An 18,916-nucleotide genomic window follows, 5' to 3' on the forward strand; every position below is an offset into this window, starting at 1 on the left:
ACCTCGGGGGCGCGCACGACGACGGCGGTCCCCTACTCGGGCATCGGCTGCCGCTGACGCGGAAGGACGGGGGCGGCCCGCGTGCGGGCCGCCCCCGCTCGCGCGTCCGGGCTGCGGCCGGCAAGGGCGGGCTGCGGCTGGCGAGGGCGGGCTGCGGCTGGCAAGGGCGGGCAGAGCGGAGGGATGGATGAAAGGCGCTAAGGTGAGCCGATGATCGCCGAGGAACGCAGAGAGCGGATCCTGCGGGAGATCGTGCTCCGCGGCCGCCTGGAGGTCGCGGACTTCGCGCAGCGCACCGGCCTGAGCGGCATGACGATCCGTCGTGACCTCACCGTGCTCGCCGACCGCGGCCTGATCCGCCGCGTGCACGGCGGTGCGGTCCTGCCGGAGACCGCCGAGGCTCCCGCCGTCGGGTCACGTGGGATCGGCCGCCCCTCGCGGCCGGTCGCCACCGTCGGGCTGATCGTTCCGGACGCCGGCTACTACTTCCCGCCGATGATCCGCGGCGCCGGCGAGGCGGCGCATGCCGCCGGCATCCGCATCGTGCTGGGCACGACCAACTACGACCCTCGCGAAGAGGTCCACCAGCTCACCCGGCTGGCGGCTGGTGACGTCGACGCGATCATGCTGATCACGGCCCGCCCCGGCGTGGACGATAGCATGACGTGGGATGCGATCTCCGGCATCGGCACACCCGTCGTCCTCGTCGAGCGTTCCGCCGACGGCGCGCCGACCGCGCTGCGGATCGACTCCGTGCGCTCCGACCACAGCTTCGGCGCCGAGCTGGCCGTCGATCATCTCGCTGAACGCGGCCACGACGGCGTCGGACTCCTGCTGCGTGAGACGGCGACCGCACCGTGGGTCGCTCTCGGGCATGCCCGCGCGACGCGCCGGCACGGTATGAGGACGGCCCCCGTCGCCACGGCGCCGTCTCCGCGGTGGGGCGACGGATCGACGCCCGAGGTGCTGCGCACGTTCCTCGAGGACTGTCTGGCGCACGACATCCGCTCGGCGATCGTGCTGCCGGACGATCTCGCCGTCGCGCTGCTGGGCGTCGTCGAGGATCGCGGCCTGCGGGTGCCGGAGGACTTCGCGATCGTGGCCTACGACGACGAGATCGCCTCGTTCGCCGGAGTCCCGCTCACGGCCATCGCGCCGCCGAAGCGCGCCGTCGGCCGCCGGGCCCTGGAGACCTGCCTGCTGCGTCTGGAGCAGCGCGAGGACGCACCTGCCCAGCGCATCCAGCTCACGCCGACGATCAACGTGCGCGAATCGTCCTGACCGGCGTGCTGACCGCCCGTCCCCGATCATCGGGCTCCTCCCGCACGCGGCGGACCGATTTGCACCTGGCGGACGACTCGCCGCGGTCGGGGCCGCCATCTGCAGTTCCGTCCGCCACCTGCAAGGGCGACCCGCCCCGACAACCCGCAACGAGTGAGACCGGAACCGGGATACGGGCGTCAGATGTGAGGCGTCAGACGCCGAGCAGGGTGTCCTGCCGGCGGGCGTCGTACTCCTGAACCGCACGCTCGACGCGGTCGACGTCGCGCACCGCGCCCTTGTCGGCCGACAGCGCCATCGCGGCGTACGCCCGCAGCGCCGGCGACACCACGCGCTCGCGGTCGCGGGGACGGAAGCCACCCGCCTCGACCAGCCGCTCCCGGCGCCGCGCGAGCTCGTCCTCCGATACCTCGAGCGAGATCGCCCGGGTCGGGATGTCGATCGTGATGATGTCGCCGTCCTCGACCAGCGCGATCGTGCCGCCCGACGCCGCCTCCGGTGAGACGTGGCCGATCGACAGGCCCGAGGTGCCGCCCGAGAAGCGCCCGTCGGTGATCAGCGCGCAGCTCTTGCCGAGTCCCCGTCCCTTCAGGAACGACGTCGGGTACAGCATCTCCTGCATCCCCGGCCCGCCCTTGGGGCCTTCGTACCGGATGACGACCACGTCGCCGGCGCCGACCTGCTTGTTCAGGATCTTCGCCACGGCCTCGTCCTGCGACTCGCACACCACGGCCGGTCCGGAGAAGGTCCAGATCGACGGGTCGACGCCCGCGGTCTTCACCACAGCGCCGTCCAGTGCGATGTTGCCGCGCAGCACCGCCAGGCCGCCGTCGGCCGAGTACGCGTGCGCGACATCGCGGATGCAGCCCTCCGAGGCATCCTCGTCGAGGGTCTCCCAGCGCGCGGACTGCGAGAACGCCTTCGACGACCGCACTCCTGCCGGTGCGGCATGCCACAGCTCACGAGCCTGCTCCGACGCCGATCCGCCGCGGATGTCCCACGCATCGAGCCACTCGCCCATGGTCGCCGCATGCACGGTGTGCACCTGCTCGTCGAGCAGCCCGCCGCGGCGCAGCTCGCCGAGGATCGCGGGGATGCCGCCTGCGCGGTGCACGTCCTCCATGTAGTAGATCTTCCCGGCTCCCGCGGCGTTCGGGGCCACCTTGGCCAGGCACGGCACCCGGCGCGAGACCGCGTCGATCTCGTCCAGACCGAAGTCCACGCCCGCCTCGTGCGCGGCGGCGAGCAGGTGCAGGATCGTGTTCGTCGACCCGCCCATCGCGATGTCCAGCGCCATCGCGTTGCCGAAGGCCGCGGGCGTGGCGATCGAGCGCGGCAGCACCGACTCGTCGTCCTGGTCGTAGTAGCGGTGCGCGATGTCGACGACCAGGCGGCCGGCATCCTCGTACAGCGCCTTGCGGGCGGTGTGGGTGGCCAGCACTGAGCCGTTGCCGGGCAGCGACAGGCCGATCGCCTCGGTGAGGCAGTTCATCGAGTTCGCCGTGAACATGCCCGAGCACGAGCCGCACGTCGGGCAGGCCGCCTCCTCGATGCGCTGGATGTCGGCATCCGAGATGTTCTCGTTCACGGCCTCGGAGATCGCGTCGACCAGGTCGAGCGTGCGGATCGTGCCGTCGACCAGGGTGGCGCGGCCGGACTCCATCGGCCCGCCCGAGACGAACACGGTCGGGATGTTCAGCCGCAGGGCGGCCATCAGCATGCCGGGGGTGATCTTGTCGCAGTTCGAGATGCACACCAGGGCGTCGGCGCAGTGCGCCTGCACCATGTACTCCACCGAATCGGCGATGAGGTCGCGAGACGGCAGCGAGTACAGCATCCCGCCGTGCCCCATGGCGATGCCGTCGTCGACGGCGATCGTGTTGAACTCGCGCGGGATGCCGCCGGCCGCGGAGATGGCCTCGGACACGATGCGGCCGACGGGCTGCAGGTGCGTGTGGCCGGGGACGAACTCGGTGAAGCTGTTGGCGACGGCGATGATCGGCTTGCCGAAGTCCAAGCCGTTAACGCCGGCGGCGCGCAGCAGAGCGCGGGCGCCGGCCATGTTGCGGCCGTGGGTGACAGTGCGGGAGCGAAGAGCGGGCATCTCACCATTGCGCCATACGGATGCCGCCGGAGCCAGACGGCAGCGATACTAGTACTGCTACCACCAGTCAGGAGCGGATGATGGATGCCGACCAGCGGCGCCGCGAGGAGCTCGCGGCCTTCCTGCGCGATCGGCGCGCCCGCGTGGACCGCGCGGCGCTCGGCCTGCCCGCCGCCGCGCGGGGACGCGTCCCCGGCCTGCGCCGCGAAGAGGTCGCGACTCTCGCCGGCGTGAGCGTCACCTGGTACACCTGGCTGGAGCAGGCCCGCGACATCAACCCGTCGCGGCAGGTGCTCGACGCCCTCGGCCGCCTCTTCGGGCTGCGGCCGGTGGAGCTGACCTATCTGCGCACGCTCGGCGGGCACGGCGAGCTGACTCCGGCGGCGGAGTCGACCGAGCGGGCACCGGCGCGGCTGCGCCGCCTGCTGGAGTCCTTCCCGTTCCCCGCGTTCCTGCTGGCCGAGGACTGGTCGATCATCGGCTGGAACCCGGCGTACGCGCAGCTGTATCCGCGCATCGAGACGCTGGATGCCGATGATCGCAACCTGCTCTGGCTGCTCTTCACAGACGAGTCGCTGCGACGGATGCTGCCGGACTGGGCAGAGCAGAGCCGCCGGTTCGTCGGCGAGTTCCGCGCGGAGGCGCGCCGCTGGCTGGCCGCCTCCCGCGAGGACGGCATCGTGACGCGGGTCAGCGCGGCATCCGCCGACTTCGCCCGCATCTGGCAGGAGCGCGACGTGGCCGGTTTCGTGTCGCGCGAGCGCACCTTCCGGCATCCGGTGCGGGGGAACACCGTCTATGAGCAGCACGGAGTCGTGCCGAGCGAGTTCCCCGATCTGGAGTTGATCCTGTACGTGCCGGCCGAGCCCGCGTCCTGATCCTCAGCGCCCGAGCGCGTCGAGCAGTTCGATGACGCGGTCGACGTCCTCGGCCGACCAGGTGCGCAGGCGGTCTCCCAGCCGTCGCTCATAGGCCGCGCGCGCCGCGCCCACGCGCTCCTGCGCGAGAGGGGTCGCCACGAGCAGGCGCGCACGACCGTCCTCCGGGTCTCGCACGCTCTCGACGAGCCCGAGCTCCTCGAGCTGGCGCACCTGACGGCTCACGGCGGACTTGTCGGTCTGCAGGCGCTCGATGATCGCGCCCGCCGAGTTCGCCTTCCCGCTCGCGATCGAGGCGAGCACCTGATAGCCGAGGGGCTGCAGGTCGGGATGCACACTCGCGGCGGCCTCGCGCCAGCCGATCCGGATGCGGGCGAAGAGGCGCCCGAGCTCCTGCTCGACCCGCGCGACGGCGAGGTCGACCTCGGACCGCTCGGCGGGCTCGTCGGACGGGGCACTCATGCCGCCCAGTTTATTGCGCCGGGTGTGCGAGACCCCGAGTTCCGCGCGAGACCCCGGCACTGCACCGGGGTCTCTCGTCGAACTCGGGGTCTCGTGAAGAACTCGGCCGGATCTCGCCGGGATCTCAGGCCTCCGCGAGGATGCGGAACACCTTCGACGCGACGGCCACCTCGTCCGGTGTCAGCTCGATCATCGCGGCCCGCATCCGGTCGGCGTGATCGGCGCGCACCGCGGCGAGCGCCTCGCGCGCCGCGGGAGTCGCGGTCAGCACCCGCAGGCGCCCGTCGTGCTCGTCGGGGCGCGATTCCAGAAGGCCGAGGTCCTCCAGCATCCGCACCTGACGACTGACGACCGACTTGTCCATCTCGAAGCAGTCGGCCAGCTGGTGCGCGTTCGTGCCGCCGGAGCGCGCGACGAATGTGAGCAGCTTGTAGCCGGAGGGCTGCAGCTCGGGGTGCACCCGAGCTGCAGACTCCTTCCACAGCGTGCGAGCCTTCGCGAACATCAGGTTCAGCTGGCTCTGGAACTCCGCGAGCGCCTCGTCGACGTCGGCCGCAGCCGCGGTGCCGGAGGACATGTCAGCGGCCCCGCTCCTCGTCCTCGCGCTCGAGGACGGCGACGGAACCCTGGGCGGCGGACGCGTCTTCTGCGGAGACCGTGCGGATGCCGCCGGTCGGGGTGTACGACCCGACCTCGGCCTCGGCGACCTCGATCGCCGACTCCTCGGCCCGCTCGCGCAGCTCCTCGGCGGCGTTCTTCGTCGACAGCGGCTTGTTCTTGATGAACGCGATCGCGATGATGCCGAGCACCGCCAGCGGGATGGCCAGGAAGAACGCGTCGGCGATGCCGCTGCCGTACGCGGACTCCACGATCTGACGGATCGACTCGGGCAGGTCGGCCATCTTCGGCACGTCGCCCGAGCCGAGCATCTTCAGCGCCTCGAGCTCCTCAGGCGAGGTGGGCTTGAAGCCGGCGAAGCCGTCCTTGAGGTACTCGGTGACGTTGGTCGCCAGGACCGAACCCATGATGGTCACGCCGATGGTGCCGGCGATCGTGCGGAAGAAGTTCACACCCGACGAGGCTGCACCCAGCTGCTGCGGCGGGGTGTCGTTCTGCACGATCAGCGTCAGGTTCTGCATGACCATGCCCAGCCCCGCGCCCAGCACGAACATGTACACGGCGACCAGCGGGAACGGGGTGTCGTACTCGAGCGTCGCCATCAGCGACACGCCCACGAGCGCGAGCACGGAGCCCAGCAGCATCCAGCCCTTCCACTTGCCGAACCGGCTGACCAGCTGGCCGATGATGATCGACGCGCTCATCTGACCGACGATCATCGGGATCGTCATCAGACCTGACTCGGTCGGTGTGGCACCGCGTGCCAGCTGGAAGTACTGCGCGAGGAACACGGAGGTGGCGAACATCGAGACGCCGATGGCGATCGACGCGATGACCGACAGTGTGAAGGTGCGGTTGCGGAACAGCGACATCGGGACGATCGGCTCCTTGACGAACATCTCGACGAGCACGAACGCGACGAGCACCACACCCGCGCCGACGCCCAGCACCCAGCTGGTCATCGAGTCCCACTCGAACTGCTGGCCACCCATGGAGACCCAGATCAGCAGAGCCGAGACGCCGACGGCGAGCAGCACGACGCCGAGGTAGTCGATCGAGACCTTCTTGGCCTCGGGCTTGGGCAGGTGCAGCGTGAGCTGGAGCAGGATGAGCGCGACGATCGCGAACGGCACGCCGATCCAGAAGTTGGAGCGCCAGCCCCACACGTCGGTGAGGAAGCCGCCGAGCAGCGGGCCGCCGATCGTGGCGAAGGCCATGATGCCTCCGACGACGCCCATGTACTTGCCGCGCTCACGGGGCGAGATGATCAGCGCGACCGCGACCATCACCAGCGACATCAGACCGCCGACGCCGAGACCCTGCACGACGCGCATGGCGATGAGCATGTCGATGTCCTGCGAGAATCCCGCGATCACGGTGCCGACCGTGAAGAGGATGAGCGAGAGCTGCACGAGCACCTTGCGGTCGAGCAGGTCGGACAGCTTGCCCCAGATCGGGGTGGAGACCGCGGTGGCCAGCAGGCTCGCGGTGATGACCCAGGTGTACTGGGCCTGAGTGCCGCCGAGGTCGGCGACGATGACGGGGAGCGAGGTCGACACGACCGTGCCCGAGAGCACGGCGACGAACATTCCGACGATGAGGCCGGAGATCGCGGTGAAGATCTCGCGGGCCGAGCGCTTCTCCGGCTCGACCGCGTGATGTGTCTGGGAGTTCAAGGGTGCTTCTCCTGCGTAGAAAGTTGATCTTCATCAACGATACATCAATAGTTGCGCTTTCTCAACTATTGCCACAGGTCAACGATCTCAGGGCGTCGGGACGGGCGCCGTCGACTCCCTCTGATGCAGCACCGGCACCACCTGCACGCGCTCGACAGGCCGCTCCGGTCCCTCGGAGAGACGGGCGAGCATCACCTCGACAGCACGCCGCCCGACGTGCGGCTTCGGCGGCGCCAGCGCCGTGATGGGCGGGGACGCATTCTCGGCCACCTCGTCGTCGTAGGCGATGATCGACAGGTCCCCCGGCACGGACAGCCCCTGGTCGATCACGTGCTGCTCCACCAGCAGCGCCTGAGGATCGGAATGGATCAGCATGCCGGTGACGCCGCCGCTGCGCACCCGCTCGAGGAGGTCGTCGGCGAAGCCGGTGCGCTCGGGACCCTCCATGTAGTCGAGCGAGGCGTCCAGGTCGATCACCGACTCGAGGCCGAGTTCCTCGACGGCCCGCGCCCAGCCCCGGCGCAGCTGCCACGACGTGGGCGACTGGCGCGACGTCAGGATGCCGACTCTCCGATGCCCGAGGGTTGCCAGATGCGAGGCGGCGAGCGCGCCGCCGAAGACGTGATCCGTGGTGACCCATTCCAGGCTGGTCAGCGCCAGTGAGGTCGGGGCACGGCGCTCGGCGAGCACGACCGGGATCGGCAGGCTCTCCAGCCAGTTCAGCAGGGCGTACCCGTCCGGCCCCTGGTTCTCGGGCGCGACGATGAGGCCGTGGAACCCGCCGGAATCGATCAGCGACGCGATCTGGCGACGCTGATCGGCGGCTTCATAGCTGGCCCCGCGCAGCACCAGCTGCACACCGAGCTCGGTCGCGGCGGCGCGCGCGCCGATCACCACCTGCGGCCAGTAGTAGCTCAGCGACGGCACCACCATGCCGACCCGGTATCGGGGCGCCTCGATGGTGGCGCGCGGCGTGACGGTGGTGTCGAGCCGGCTGCGCAGCGTCGCACCGCCGTGCACGCGTGTCACCAGCCCGCGGTCGGCGAGCTCGCCGATGTCGCGCCTGATGGTCAGTTCGGACACGTCGAACTCGCGGGCCAGGTCGGTCACCCGCACCGCTCCGGACACCCGCAGCTCGTCCATGATCCGTTCGCGCCGCGCGATGCCGAACACGGGCTTCGATGCGTCGTCGGTCATCGGATCTCCCCTCTCATCTGCCACCGGCTCCCGGATGCGGGAGCGAAGATCATGCGCGACACCGTGTCGCCCCAGGATGCGAGCAGGTGCGGATCGGCGACCTCGACGGTCTCGATCTCGACGCCCGCGGCGTCGTGCGCCAGCAGCAGGTCGGGCGATCCCTCCCGCCCCGGCACCAGCAGCCCTTCCGCCGTCTGCACGGGCACACCGGTGCAGACGACGACGATGCGCGTGGCGGGGTCGGCGACGGCCTCGCCCTCGTCGGTCACCCGCAGCACGCCGTCGGCCAGTGTCACCGTGCGCAGCCACGGCCCGGCATCCGGGTAGGCGTCCACGAGGTCGATCGCCCAGCCGTCCTCGACACAGGTCAGCGGCGCTCTCCACTCCGCGCCGGGCAGCTGCACGGCCCCGCACGGCATCGGCGCGGAGTGCCAGTCGCTGCGCACGTTCCAGAGCTCCCAACGGCGCTCCGAGAACGTCTGCGCGGTGTACGTCGCGCGGCCCAGGTCGGGAAGCAGCGGGATGCCGCCGACGGCGACGGAGATCGAACCGAGGTCGTTGTGGTTGTGGTTCTCGCCGTTGTGGCCGCCCTTGGCGATGACGGTCAGGCCACGGGACTCGCGGATGCCGAGCCCGATCGATCCCAGCAGCACGGGCTCTCGCGCGTTCGGGCTGCTGCCCCTGTCGACGAAGGCCGGTGCTTCGACGGGCTCAGCGACCCACGCGGCGGGCTGAGCAACCTCCGTGGCGGGCTCAGCGATCCAGGGGACGGGCTGAGCGACTTTGCTGGCGGTCGCCGCGGCCCAGTCCTGATCCGCCAGCTCGGCCAGCATCCGCCCGAGTCCGGCGTGCACGCCGTGATCGAGACCGCACAGCGGCGCCGTGCTCTCCGCGGCGGCGAACGCCGCGACGTCGTCGAGCCCGCACAGGCGCGCGGCGCGGAAGAGCGCATGCCACGCGACCCCCGGGTCGGCCCGCGCCTCGGCATCCGAGAAGCTCACGAACCAGCCGGGGCCGAGCCGCATCCGCTCCGGGAACCGGGTCAGCTCGGCGAGCCCGCTCAGCTCGGCCGGCAGTGCACGGCGCACCGCGCCGCCGGTGAGGTCGTCGAGAACCGCCAGGGCATCGAAGGCGCGCGCAGCACCCTGCCACCAGTAGGCGAAGCCCTCGTCGATGGCCCCGTCCGCAGGCAGCTGCGCGAGGTACCGGTCGAGGCCGTCCACGCACAGCACGAAGACCTGCTCGCGGAGCTCGTCGTCTGCGAAGGCGATCGCGGCGGGCAGCAGGTTGCTGTGGATCCACGGCGCCCAGTTGTGGACGTGGTCCTCGGTGCCCTCCCACGGCCAGTCGCGACGGAGGACGAACGGCTCCAGCACGCGCGCACGGGCCTCGGCGGCGAGCCGATCCCGCAGTCCCGGCGAGAACTCGTCGAGCCGCTCCCCCAGCACCAGCACGGCCCAGGCGACGAGCGCGACGTCCTCCCCCGCGCCGAGGTCGACGTAGGGGTGCGTGGCGTCGGGCACCATGCGTCCGCGCGCGAACGCGTCATCGTGTGCGGGCCAGCACCACGTGCTCTGCTCGGCCTTCAGCCACAGCCCGTCAGCCGCTTCAGCGAGTCGTTCCTCGGTGGGATCGAGCGCGGCGGCGAGCACGGCCAGCCGCACGCGACGGTTGCGGGTGAAGTTCGCCGCCTCGTAGACCGACCGGTCGCCGGTGCGGGCATAGGCGGCCCACTGCGACAGCAGCGGCTGCGGCCAGGCCTCGTGCCGCAGACGATCCGACTCGTCCAGGATCACGGCACGGATGCCGGCATCCGCTCCGTCCCAGAACGCGCGATCGGATGCAGCGGCCACGCGCAGTGCGCCGTGGGCGCGTCCGTGCCGGCGCCACACGTCGTGCAGAGCACCGCGTCGGATCAGCATGCATCTCCCGGAATGATCAGGAATGTTCGATTGAGAACTATCACGTTCGAACAGGTTGCAAATGTTCGAGAATCAGTCTTCACTGAGAACACCGCACAACGCAAGCGGCTTCCTCACGCCCTCGATGGAGAGACACACATGGCCACTTCCCGGCCCCGGGCCCACGCGGTCATGAGCACTGAGGCCTTCGAGCTGCTGTTCGACGACAGCCGGCGCGAGCGCTTCGCGGCCCTGGCCGATGTCCCGTCGCCGATGCACATCGCCGACCTCTCCGACCCGACGCTGAGCGCCGAGCTCGCCGAGGTCGAGGTGCTCATCACCTCGTGGGGCGCTCCGCGCTTCGACGCCGACATGCTCCGCCGTCTGCCCCGCCTCCGCGCGGTGTTCCACGCCGCAGGCAGCGTGCGCCACCACATCTCGGAGGAGTTCTGGGAGCGCGGCATCCTCATCACCACCGCCGCCGAGGCCAATGCCGTGCCCGTCGCGGAGTTCACCCTCGCCGCCGTCGTCTTCGCCGGCAAGCGCGTGCTGCCCGGGCTGCGCACCCCCGATGCCGGTGACGCGGTCTGGGGCGACCAGCTGCGCCGGCGGTCCATCGGCAACCTCGGCCGCACCGTCGGCGTCGTGGGCTACTCCCGCATCGGCCGCCGCGTGGTCGATCTGCTCCGCTCGCTCTCCGGCATCCGCGTGCTCGTCGCCGACCCGTACGCCGACGCCGAGGCCGTCGCGGCCGCGGGCGCGACCCTCGTGCCGCTGGACGAACTTCTGCCGCAGGCCGACGTGCTCTCGCTGCACGCCCCGTCGCTGCCCTCCACGTTCCACATGATCGCCGCCGAGCAGCTCGCGCTGCTGCCGGACGGAGCCACCGTCATCAACACCGCCCGTGGCAGCATCCTCGACCACGACGCGCTGCTTGCCGAGTGCCGCACCGGGCGCCTGGATGCCATCCTCGACGTGACCGACCCCGAGCCGCTGCCCGCGGACTCCGGGCTGCGTGATCTGCCCAACGTGGCCATCACACCCCACCTGGCGGGGTCGCTCGGCACCGAGACCCGTCGTCTCACCGACGCGGCGCTCGACGAGCTGCAGGCCTACATCTCCGGCGCGGCACCGCACGACCCGGTGCGCGCGGCGGATCTGGCACGCAGCGCCTGACGCCGTTCGCCCGGTTCCTGAGCGAGGAGCGCCGGCGACGAGACGAAGGACGCCCTTCGCCCGGTCCCTGAGCGAGGAGCGCCAGCGACGAGACGAAGGACGCTCGCTCAACAACCAGGACGGGTCAGACGGCCGCGACAGGTTCCTCGTCGAGGTCGAGCACCGGCCGCAGGCAGTGCCTGCTGTTCGCCCACACGACGTACAGCGCCGGCGCGGCGGTGATCCCCATCGCGATCGCGGGCATCGTCGTGAACACGCCGAACTGCACGCCCAGCACCGCGAACGACAGCAGCTGGAAGTACCAGCGCCGCACACCGAGCACGGCCGATGCGCGCAGCACGTCGCGCAGCCGGGCATCCGGCACCTCCGCGATCGCCGCGAGGCCGAGCAGCCCGGTCACCGCCGCCAGCATCGTGAGCAGCAGCAGCACGGGAACGACCAGCACGGCGGCATCCGCCTGCGCCAGCATCCGCACGTCGACCAGCAGCACGACGGCCAGCGCGACGACGATGGCGCCGATCAGCAGCGCCTTCCGCGCCGTGGCGCGCCACGCGCGCCAGTACGCACGGACGACCTGGGTCTCGCCCTCGTCATGCGCACGGAACGTGCCGAACGCGGCGGTCAGCGCCGGCGCCGCCAGCGGGGCGGCGACGGCCAGCAGCGGCCACGAGCGCACCGGATCCGTGGTCATCAGCAGCACCACGAGCGGAGCGGCCGCGACGAGCACCAGCAGGTTGACCATCAGCCCGAGGTAGAGCACCCCGAGGATGGACGCCCAGGTGTCGTGCACGACCCTCTTCATGCGGTCATCCCTTCATGCCGCTGGTCGCGATGCCCTCGACGAAGTACTTCTGACCCAGCAGGAAGATGATCGCGATCGGGATGACAGAGATCGTGAGGCCCGCGAAGAGCAGGGCGTAGTTCGTGTCGAACAGGTTCGACACGAAGCTCTTCAGGCCGAGCTGGATCGTCCACAGGTTCGGGTCGCGCAGGTAGATCAGCGGCCCGAGGTAGTCGTTCCAGGTGTTCACGAAGGTCAGCAGCGCCAGGCTCGCGATCGCGGGCACCGACAGCGGCACCATGATGCGTCGCCAGATGCCGTACTCACTGAGTCCGTCCAGTCGAGCGGCCTCGCTGAGCTCCTCGGGGATGGTCTCGTAGTACTGCTTCATCAGGAACACGCCGAACGCGCTGAACGCCTGGATCAGGATGATCGCCCACAGGGTGTTCGAAACCTTCAGGTCGGACAGCAGGATGAACTGCGGGATCATGTACGACTGCCACGGCACGGCGATGGTCCCGATGTAGGCGAGGAACAGGATGTCGCGCCCGCGGAACCGCATCCGGGCGAATCCGTACGCGGCGAACGATCCGGTCAGCACCTGCAGACAGGTCACCACGACCGACAGCAACAGCGTGTTGCGGATCCAGGTGAGCATGTCGGACTTCGACCAGATGTCGATGTAGTTCTGCCAGACGAAGGTCTCGGGCCACCACACCACCGGCACCGAGAACACCTCGTTGGCGTTCTTCAGCGAGCTCAGCACCATCCAGGCGAACGGCATGAGCAGGCCGATCGCGAACACGATCAGCGCGACGTATCCGAAGAATCGGCCGATGCGGCGGCCGGCGGTCGGCTCGCCGGCGCGCCGCGAGGGGGCGGGAGCCGGATCTGACAGCCGGCGCAGCTTGCGCTGCCCGGTCACCATGAGCTGGGTCTCGGTCATCAGGAGTTCCTCCGCTTGTTCCAGAGGAACTGCGCGACGGTCACCAGGATGCAGATGAAGAACAGGGCCACCGCCGCCGCGGAGGCGTAGCCGAACTGGTTCTCCTCGAATCCCTTGCGGTAGATGAACTGGGAGAGGACCAGCGTGGCCTGGCCGGGCCCGCCGTCGGTCATCACCAGGATCAGGTCGAAGATCTTCAGCGAGTTGATGGTCAGCATGACCGTGACGAAGAACATCGTGGGGCGCAGGCACGGCAGCGTCACGTTGGTGAAGCGCTGCCAGGTATTAGCGCCGTCCATGCGTGCGGCCTCGTGCAGCTCGCGCGGCACCGTCTGCAGGCCCGCCAGGAAGAGGATCATGTAGTAGCCCATGTCGCGCCAGGTGCTGACGATCACGACGGCGGGCATCGCCCATTCCTTCGAGGTGAGCCAGCCGGGCGGATCGTCGATGCCGATCGCGCGCAGCATCGCGTTGATCGGGCCGTAGTCGGGGCTGAAGAGCAGGTTCCACACCACCGCGATCGCCACGATCGAGGTGATGTAGGGGAAGAAGGCGGCGGTGCGGAAGAATGCGACGCCGCGGAGCTTATTGTTCAGCAGCAGTGCGAGTCCCAGCGACACGATGATCGTGAGCGGGATGTGCAGCACCGAGTAGTAGATGGTGTTCCAGAACGCGATCCGGAAGCTGCCGTCGCCGAACAGCCGCTGGAAGTTCGCGAAGCCCACCCAGTCGGCCTTGCCGAAGATGTTCCAGTTCGTGAACGCCATGTAGAACAGCACGATCACCGGGATCAGGGTGAACGCGGCGAACCCGGCGAAGTTCGGCAGGATGAAGCTCCAGCCGATCAGTGTGTTCCGGCGGCGAAGCGCCGACCGGCGTTTCGGCCGTGCGGCCCGGCCGGACTCCGGCGTGACGGTGGCGGTCATGAAGACTCTTTCGGGTAGTGCCGTGGTGCGGGGCCGGCCCTGTGCCGGGCCGGCCCCGAGTCGGATGCTGCGGTCAGCCGACCTCGTTGGCGACGCGGTCCTGCGCCTCCGTGAGGGCCTTGTCCACGTCAGTGGAGCCGGACATGATCGCCGTGTGCATGTCGCCCAGGATGCCCTGGACGGTCGCCGTCGTGGACGAGGTCGGGTTCTCGGCCAGGACCTTGTGCGTCGACCAGGCGAACTTCGACAGATCGTCGGTCGGGGCGCCTTCGACACCGAAGTAGGTGTCGACGATCGAGTCGTCGATCAGGGCGGGGGTGATGCCGATCCCGGCCAGCACCTTCGCGGCATCCGCGCTGGCGGCGAAGCCGAGGAACTTCTTCGCGGCCGCGGCCTTGTCGCCCTCGAGCGCGGCGTTCACGCCGAAGCCGGTCGGGTCGCCGAAGGTCACCGGGGTGTTGTCGGTGCCCGTGGTCGACTCATCCTTCTGCGGTGCCGGCGCGATGCCCCACTCGAAGGTGTCGGCCTCGCCGGATGCCTGCTGCGCGATCAGCGTGCCGGTGTACCAGGTGCCCATCAGCATCATGGCGGCCTTCTGCTTGCCGAACTCGCCCTGGTAGGTCAGCTGGTTGGCGCTCGAGGTGTTGAAGTCGACCTGCGAGCCCTCCTCCTGCATCTTCAGAGCCCGCTCGTAGTACGGCTTCATGTGCTCGTACTCGCCGTCCAGCGGGCTGACGTCGTCCTGCGCGTTGGCGAAGCCCTGCACGGTGGACTGCCAGCGGTGCAGGTAGGCGCCCTTGGCGTCACCCTTGGTCAGCTTCGCCGCGGCGTCGGCGTAGTCGTCCCAGGTCCAGCTGCCGTCGGGCTGCGCGACGCCGGCGGCGTCGAACAGGGTCTTGTTGTAGTAGAGCACCCAGGAGTCCTGGCGGTAGGGCACCGCGTACGCCTTGCCGTCGACCTTGTACGAGTCGGCGCCACCGATGCCGTCCGGCAGCTTCACATCCGAGACGTCGAGCAGCTGACCGCCCTCCTGGAAGGTGGTCAGTGCCTTGACCTCCTTCTGCGTGATGATGTCGGGCCCGGAGCCGGCGGCGAGATCGGCCGTGATCAGCGTGTTGTACTCGGCCGCGTCGTACTCCTTGAGCTTGATGGTGATGTCGGGGTTCTCCTCGTGGAACGCGTCGGCGAGCGCCTGGAACTCGGGCGTCGTGTCGACGCTCCACGCCGACAGGCTGAGGGTGACCGGTCCGGACGGCTCGGACGGCGTGTCCGAGGAGCCGCTGCAGCCGGTGAGGGCGAGTGCCGCGACAGCGGCGATGCTGCCCGCGGCGAGGATCTTGCGGTTCATGCTGTGGTGCTCCTTTGCGATGGCGGATGTTCCGCGAGGGTTCGGTGTTCGGGTCGGGGTTCTTGTCGCCGCGGCGACTCAGGAGTCGGATGCGGGGACGAGTGCGTGCGCGCTGCGCGCGCCGTCGGGCCAGGTGACGGTCGCGTGCTCACCGTCGACCGCGACCTGCGGAGCGGATGCCGGGGCCGCCGCTCCGAGGTGGACGGCGGTCACGACGGGCTCGCCGACGCGGACGGGGAAGCGCAGTACAGGGACCAGCGCCTGTGCCCCGAGGGGGCTCGCGCCGTCGCGCCGCACCAGGTCGGGAACGCCGTCCGCGGACAGTGCGACGAGAGTGCTCGCCACTCCCCCGGCGGATGCTGCGGCGGCAGCATCCGTGGTGGACCCCTCGACGACGGCGGCCGCCACGGGCCATCCGCCGACGCGCAGCTCGTTCGGCTCGGCGCCGGGCTCGAGGTCCTGCACGGTGGCGATCCTGATCTCCCAGGCGCCGCGGACGATCGACCAGGTGGTGAGGTGCCCGGCGAAGGTCACGTCGCCCGTGATGCCCGAGCCGTGCCGCACCTGGACGGTGTCGGGGGCGATCCAGTGCGCGTGTGCGCGGGAGCCGGCGATCGCGGTCTCGCCGTCGGTGTGCACGGCGAGAAGCGTCATGCCGGCGCGGTGCGTGCCGCGGCCGGCGGCATCGATCAGTGCGACCGACTGCTCGAGGGGCTCGGCCCAGGCGCGCCCGTCGTGCAGCGGAGCGGTGACGGTGGAGTAACCGAGCCGCGCGTAGATCGGCGAGTCGCCCACCTCGGCGTCCGGCGAGGCGTGGTCTGCGCCGTGGTTGATCACGCGCACGATCCCGTCCGAGGCGGTGCCGGCGACGATCCAGCCCGCGGCCTCGACCACCCGCAGGTCGTCGGCGACCGCTGACGGCAGCGGACCGGCGGGCTCGGACCACACCGGGTGATCGGCGGGCAGCGCCACGCCGAGCAGGCCTTTCGAGGCCCAGTACGGCGACGACGGTCCGGAGTAGTTCTGCGCCAGACGACGCCACGGGCCGAACCAGCCCATCGTCAGCAGGTCGTCGGCGTCGGGGCTGCCGTGCTCCTCGAAGTGCGCGGCGATGCCCATCGCGGTGTCGCGCAGCGTTCCGGCCGGAGTCGACGGCACGCCTGCCAGCACCCCCGCCCAGAACGGAGCGGCCGCCGCGAAGCGGTAGATGAGGCTGCGGCCTTCGAACTGCGGTGCGCCGTCGCCGCCGACGAGGTGCACGGCGTCCTGCAGGTAGCGGTCGAGGGCGGCGACATCGCCGGCGATGCGCTCGGCCGCGCCGAGCTCGCCGGCCCCCTGCATCCGCGACCAGAGCACGGGATACAGGTGCAGCGCCCACCCGACGTAGTGGTCGTAGCCGCGGTCGTCGCCGTCGGACAGCCAGCCGCCCGAGCGCACGAACGACTCGTGCAGAGCGAGGTCGGCGGCGATGTCGTCGGCGCTCCAGGGTCCGCCGACCGAGCGCAGGAAGGTCTGGACGGTGATGCGGAACCAGAGCCAGTTGTTGCGCGGGTAGGTGTCGTCGCCGACCGCCGGCGCGAGGTAGTCGATCACGCGCTGCTGCGTCGTGGCGTCCAGTCGGTCCCAGATCCAGGGGCGGGTCATGTCGAGGATGACGGCGAGGGATGCCGCCTCGACCTTGGCCTGGGGGTGCTCGTCGAGGCGCACCCAGCGGTCTTCCGCCTCGGGGTCGACCCCGGCGACGATGCCGCGCGAGTAGTCGCGGATGAGCTCGTCGACCCCCTCGCCGCGGGCGCCGGCGATCCGGAATCCGGCGAGCAGGAAGGTGCGTGCGAAACCCTCGAGTCCGTCGACGGCGGTGCCGTAGCCGCCCGCGTCTCCGGGCGGGGTGATGCGCGCGAAGTTCGGCGAGGCCCAGACGGCGGCGCCGCGGAGCAGCCGGTCGGCGAAGGCGATCAGCTCATCACGGGACCCGCTGCGCAGAGCGCTGAGCGAGGGTGATGCGGAACTGGTCACGGGATCTCCTTCGAACGTCGTACCGGCCCGGGCGAACGGGCGTCTAGATCAGGAGATTAGCAACGGGAATTGTTCAGTTCAAGGCGATTTGCGTTCTAACGTGATCGATCATGTTCGTTTTGGATTTCCCCGCCCGAGGAGCCCGAGAAGTGGTGGAGTAGGAGCATGCGCGCAGTCATCATGCACGGCCCCGGCGACGTCCGGATCGAGGATGTCCCGGTTCCGGAGATCATCCTGCCCACCGATGCGATCATCCGCGTCACCGCGGCCTGCATCTGCGGATCGGACCTGTGGCCGTACCGCGGGATCGAGAAGCAGAAGCGGCCGACCCGCATGGGCCACGAGTACATCGGCGTCGTCGAGCAGGTCGGCGCCGATGTCCGCGACATCGAGGTCGGCGACTTCGTGGTCGGCTCGTTCATGGCCTCCGACGGTGTCTGCGAGATCTGCCGGGCCGGATACCAGTCGCGGTGCATCCACGTGGTCGGCATGGGCTCGATCGGCACGCAGGCCGAGTACGCCCGCATCCCCTGGGCCGACGGCACGCTCGTGCGCGTGGACGGGGCCCCGTCGGATGCGCAGACGCGCAGCCTGCTCGCGGCATCCGACGTGCTGGGAACCGGGTGGTTCGCAGCGGTCGCCGCCGAGGCGGGGCCGGGGAAGACCGTCGCCGTCGTCGGCGACGGCGCGGTCGGGCTGCTCGGCATCCTCGCCGCGCGCGAGCTGGGCGCCGAGCGGATCATCGCGATGTCGCGGCACGCCGACCGGCAGGCACTGGCCCGCAGCTTCGGCGCCACCGACATCGTCGAGGAGCGCGGAGACGCCGGTGTCGCGCGCATCAAGGAGCTGACCGGCGGGTACGGCGCGCACTCGACCATCGAGGCGGTCGGCACACAGGAGTCCATGGAACAGGCGATGCGGGCGACGCGCGCCGGCGGTCACGTCGGATTCGTGGGTGTCTCGCACGGCGTGACCATCGACGGCAGCGAACTGTTCTACTCCGGTGTGCACCTGCACGGCGGGCCTGCGCCGGTGCGCCGCTTCCTGCCCGACCTGATCGATCTGATCATGACCGATCGGATCGACCCCGGCACGGTCTTCGACCTGACCCTCCCGTTCGACGAGGCGGCAGAGGGCTACCGGGCGATGGACGAGCGCCGCGCGACGAAGGTGCTGCTCGAGTTCTGAGCGGAAGCCGGTCAGGCGCTCGCGCGCAGGACGAGCTCCGGTGTCGCGAGACGAGGTTCCGACGCGTCGTCGCCCTCGATGCCGGCGACGAGCGCCCGCACCGCCTGCTCGCCGAGGGCGTCGAAGTCCTGGCGGACCGTGGTGAGCGGAGGGCTGTAGTCCGCGGCATCCGCGACGTCGTCGAAGCCGATCACCGCGACATCCTCGGGAACGCGGCGGCCCGCCTCGCGGAGCGCGCGCAGCAGACCCAGCGCCATCTGATCGTTCGCGGCGAAGATGGCCGTGGCTCCGGCCAGCTGCGCAGCCTGCGCGTGGCCGGATGCCGCCGACCAGTCGCCGCGCGCGACCGCGGGCGCCTCGACGCCGGCGGCGGCGAGCGCGTCGCGCCAGCCGCGCTCGCGCTCGGCTGCCGCGTACG

16 protein-coding genes are annotated in these 18,916 nt (G+C 70.3%); 4 read left to right on the forward strand and 12 right to left on the reverse strand.

Annotation, left to right across the window (positions count from 1 at the left end):
* The first annotated feature begins 210 nt into the window (after positions 1–210).
* Entirely contained in the window at positions 211–1,281 is a 1,071-nt protein-coding gene (locus tag DY023_RS05025; protein WP_116241251.1) for a LacI family DNA-binding transcriptional regulator, read from the forward strand.
* 193 nt (positions 1,282–1,474) lie between these two features.
* Here DY023_RS05025 and ilvD read toward each other — a convergent pair whose 3' ends face one another.
* Entirely contained in the window at positions 1,475–3,385 is a 1,911-nt protein-coding gene (gene ilvD, locus DY023_RS05030) for a dihydroxy-acid dehydratase (RefSeq protein WP_116241252.1), read from the reverse strand.
* 80 nt (positions 3,386–3,465) lie between these two features.
* Between ilvD and DY023_RS05035 the strand changes: the two genes are divergently transcribed.
* On the forward strand, positions 3,466–4,263 hold the full coding sequence (locus DY023_RS05035; protein ID WP_116241253.1) for a helix-turn-helix transcriptional regulator: 798 nt from the start codon (positions 3,466–3,468) through the stop codon (positions 4,261–4,263).
* 3 nt (positions 4,264–4,266) lie between these two features.
* On the opposite strand, the gene DY023_RS05040 is transcribed toward DY023_RS05035, so the two are convergent.
* The 5 genes from DY023_RS05040 to DY023_RS05060 form a co-directional block, all read right to left on the reverse strand.
* On the reverse strand, positions 4,267–4,725 hold the full coding sequence (locus tag DY023_RS05040) for a MarR family winged helix-turn-helix transcriptional regulator (protein ID WP_116241254.1): 459 nt from the start codon (positions 4,723–4,725) through the stop codon (positions 4,267–4,269).
* Between the two features lie 124 nt (positions 4,726–4,849).
* Positions 4,850–5,302, reverse strand: a complete 453-nt coding sequence (locus DY023_RS05045; RefSeq protein WP_116241255.1) for a MarR family winged helix-turn-helix transcriptional regulator — start codon at positions 5,300–5,302, stop codon at positions 4,850–4,852.
* A 1-nt stretch (position 5,303) separates the two neighbouring features.
* Positions 5,304–7,019 (reverse strand): MDR family MFS transporter, encoded by a 1,716-nt coding sequence (locus DY023_RS05050; RefSeq protein WP_245958599.1) that lies wholly within the window; start codon positions 7,017–7,019, stop codon positions 5,304–5,306.
* Between the two features lie 87 nt (positions 7,020–7,106).
* Positions 7,107–8,216 carry a substrate-binding domain-containing protein gene (locus DY023_RS05055; RefSeq protein WP_116241256.1) on the reverse strand — a complete coding sequence of 370 codons (1,110 nt, stop codon included), beginning with the start codon at positions 8,214–8,216 and terminating at the stop codon, positions 7,107–7,109.
* Positions 8,213–10,138: a heparinase II/III family protein gene (locus DY023_RS05060; protein ID WP_116241257.1), complete on the reverse strand. Its 1,926-nt coding sequence runs from the start codon at positions 10,136–10,138 to the stop codon at positions 8,213–8,215. Before DY023_RS05060 ends, DY023_RS05055 begins: the two co-directional genes overlap by 4 nt.
* A 171-nt stretch (positions 10,139–10,309) precedes the next feature.
* Here DY023_RS05060 and DY023_RS05065 point away from each other — a divergent pair, with 171 nt between their 5' ends.
* Complete coding sequence (locus DY023_RS05065; RefSeq protein ID WP_245958600.1) at positions 10,310–11,293, forward strand: hydroxyacid dehydrogenase; 984 nt, start codon at positions 10,310–10,312, stop codon at positions 11,291–11,293.
* A 124-nt stretch (positions 11,294–11,417) separates the two neighbouring features.
* On the opposite strand, the gene DY023_RS05070 is transcribed toward DY023_RS05065, so the two are convergent.
* The 5 genes from DY023_RS05070 to DY023_RS05090 form a co-directional block, all read right to left on the reverse strand.
* Positions 11,418–12,095: a DUF624 domain-containing protein gene (locus DY023_RS05070; protein ID WP_116241259.1), complete on the reverse strand. Its 678-nt coding sequence runs from the start codon at positions 12,093–12,095 to the stop codon at positions 11,418–11,420.
* 4 nt (positions 12,096–12,099) lie between these two features.
* Positions 12,100–13,020: a carbohydrate ABC transporter permease gene (locus DY023_RS05075; protein WP_245958601.1), complete on the reverse strand. Its 921-nt coding sequence runs from the start codon at positions 13,018–13,020 to the stop codon at positions 12,100–12,102.
* Positions 13,020–13,946: a carbohydrate ABC transporter permease gene (locus DY023_RS05080; protein WP_116241260.1), complete on the reverse strand. Its 927-nt coding sequence runs from the start codon at positions 13,944–13,946 to the stop codon at positions 13,020–13,022. The genes DY023_RS05075 and DY023_RS05080 overlap by 1 nt, the downstream gene beginning before the upstream one ends.
* Positions 13,947–14,019: 73 nt before the next feature.
* The gene (locus tag DY023_RS05085; protein ID WP_116241261.1) at positions 14,020–15,294 is read right to left on the reverse strand and encodes an ABC transporter substrate-binding protein; all 1,275 of its coding nucleotides are present in this window, start codon (positions 15,292–15,294) and stop codon (positions 14,020–14,022) included.
* Between the two features lie 78 nt (positions 15,295–15,372).
* Positions 15,373–17,310 (reverse strand): DUF2264 domain-containing protein, encoded by a 1,938-nt coding sequence (locus tag DY023_RS05090; RefSeq protein WP_245958602.1) that lies wholly within the window; start codon positions 17,308–17,310, stop codon positions 15,373–15,375.
* 165 nt (positions 17,311–17,475) lie between these two features.
* On the opposite strand from DY023_RS05090, the gene DY023_RS05095 reads away from it, so the two are divergent.
* On the forward strand, positions 17,476–18,498 hold the full coding sequence (locus tag DY023_RS05095) for a zinc-dependent alcohol dehydrogenase family protein (RefSeq protein WP_116241262.1): 1,023 nt from the start codon (positions 17,476–17,478) through the stop codon (positions 18,496–18,498).
* Between the two features lie 11 nt (positions 18,499–18,509).
* Here the strand turns inward: DY023_RS05095 and DY023_RS05100 are convergent.
* Positions 18,510–18,916 (reverse strand): substrate-binding domain-containing protein (locus DY023_RS05100; RefSeq protein WP_147303267.1); only part of this gene is annotated, 407 nt, incomplete at its 5' end.

This window comes from Microbacterium bovistercoris, assembly GCF_003387575.1.
GTDB classification, from domain to species: Bacteria; Actinomycetota; Actinomycetes; order Actinomycetales; family Microbacteriaceae; genus Microbacterium; species Microbacterium bovistercoris.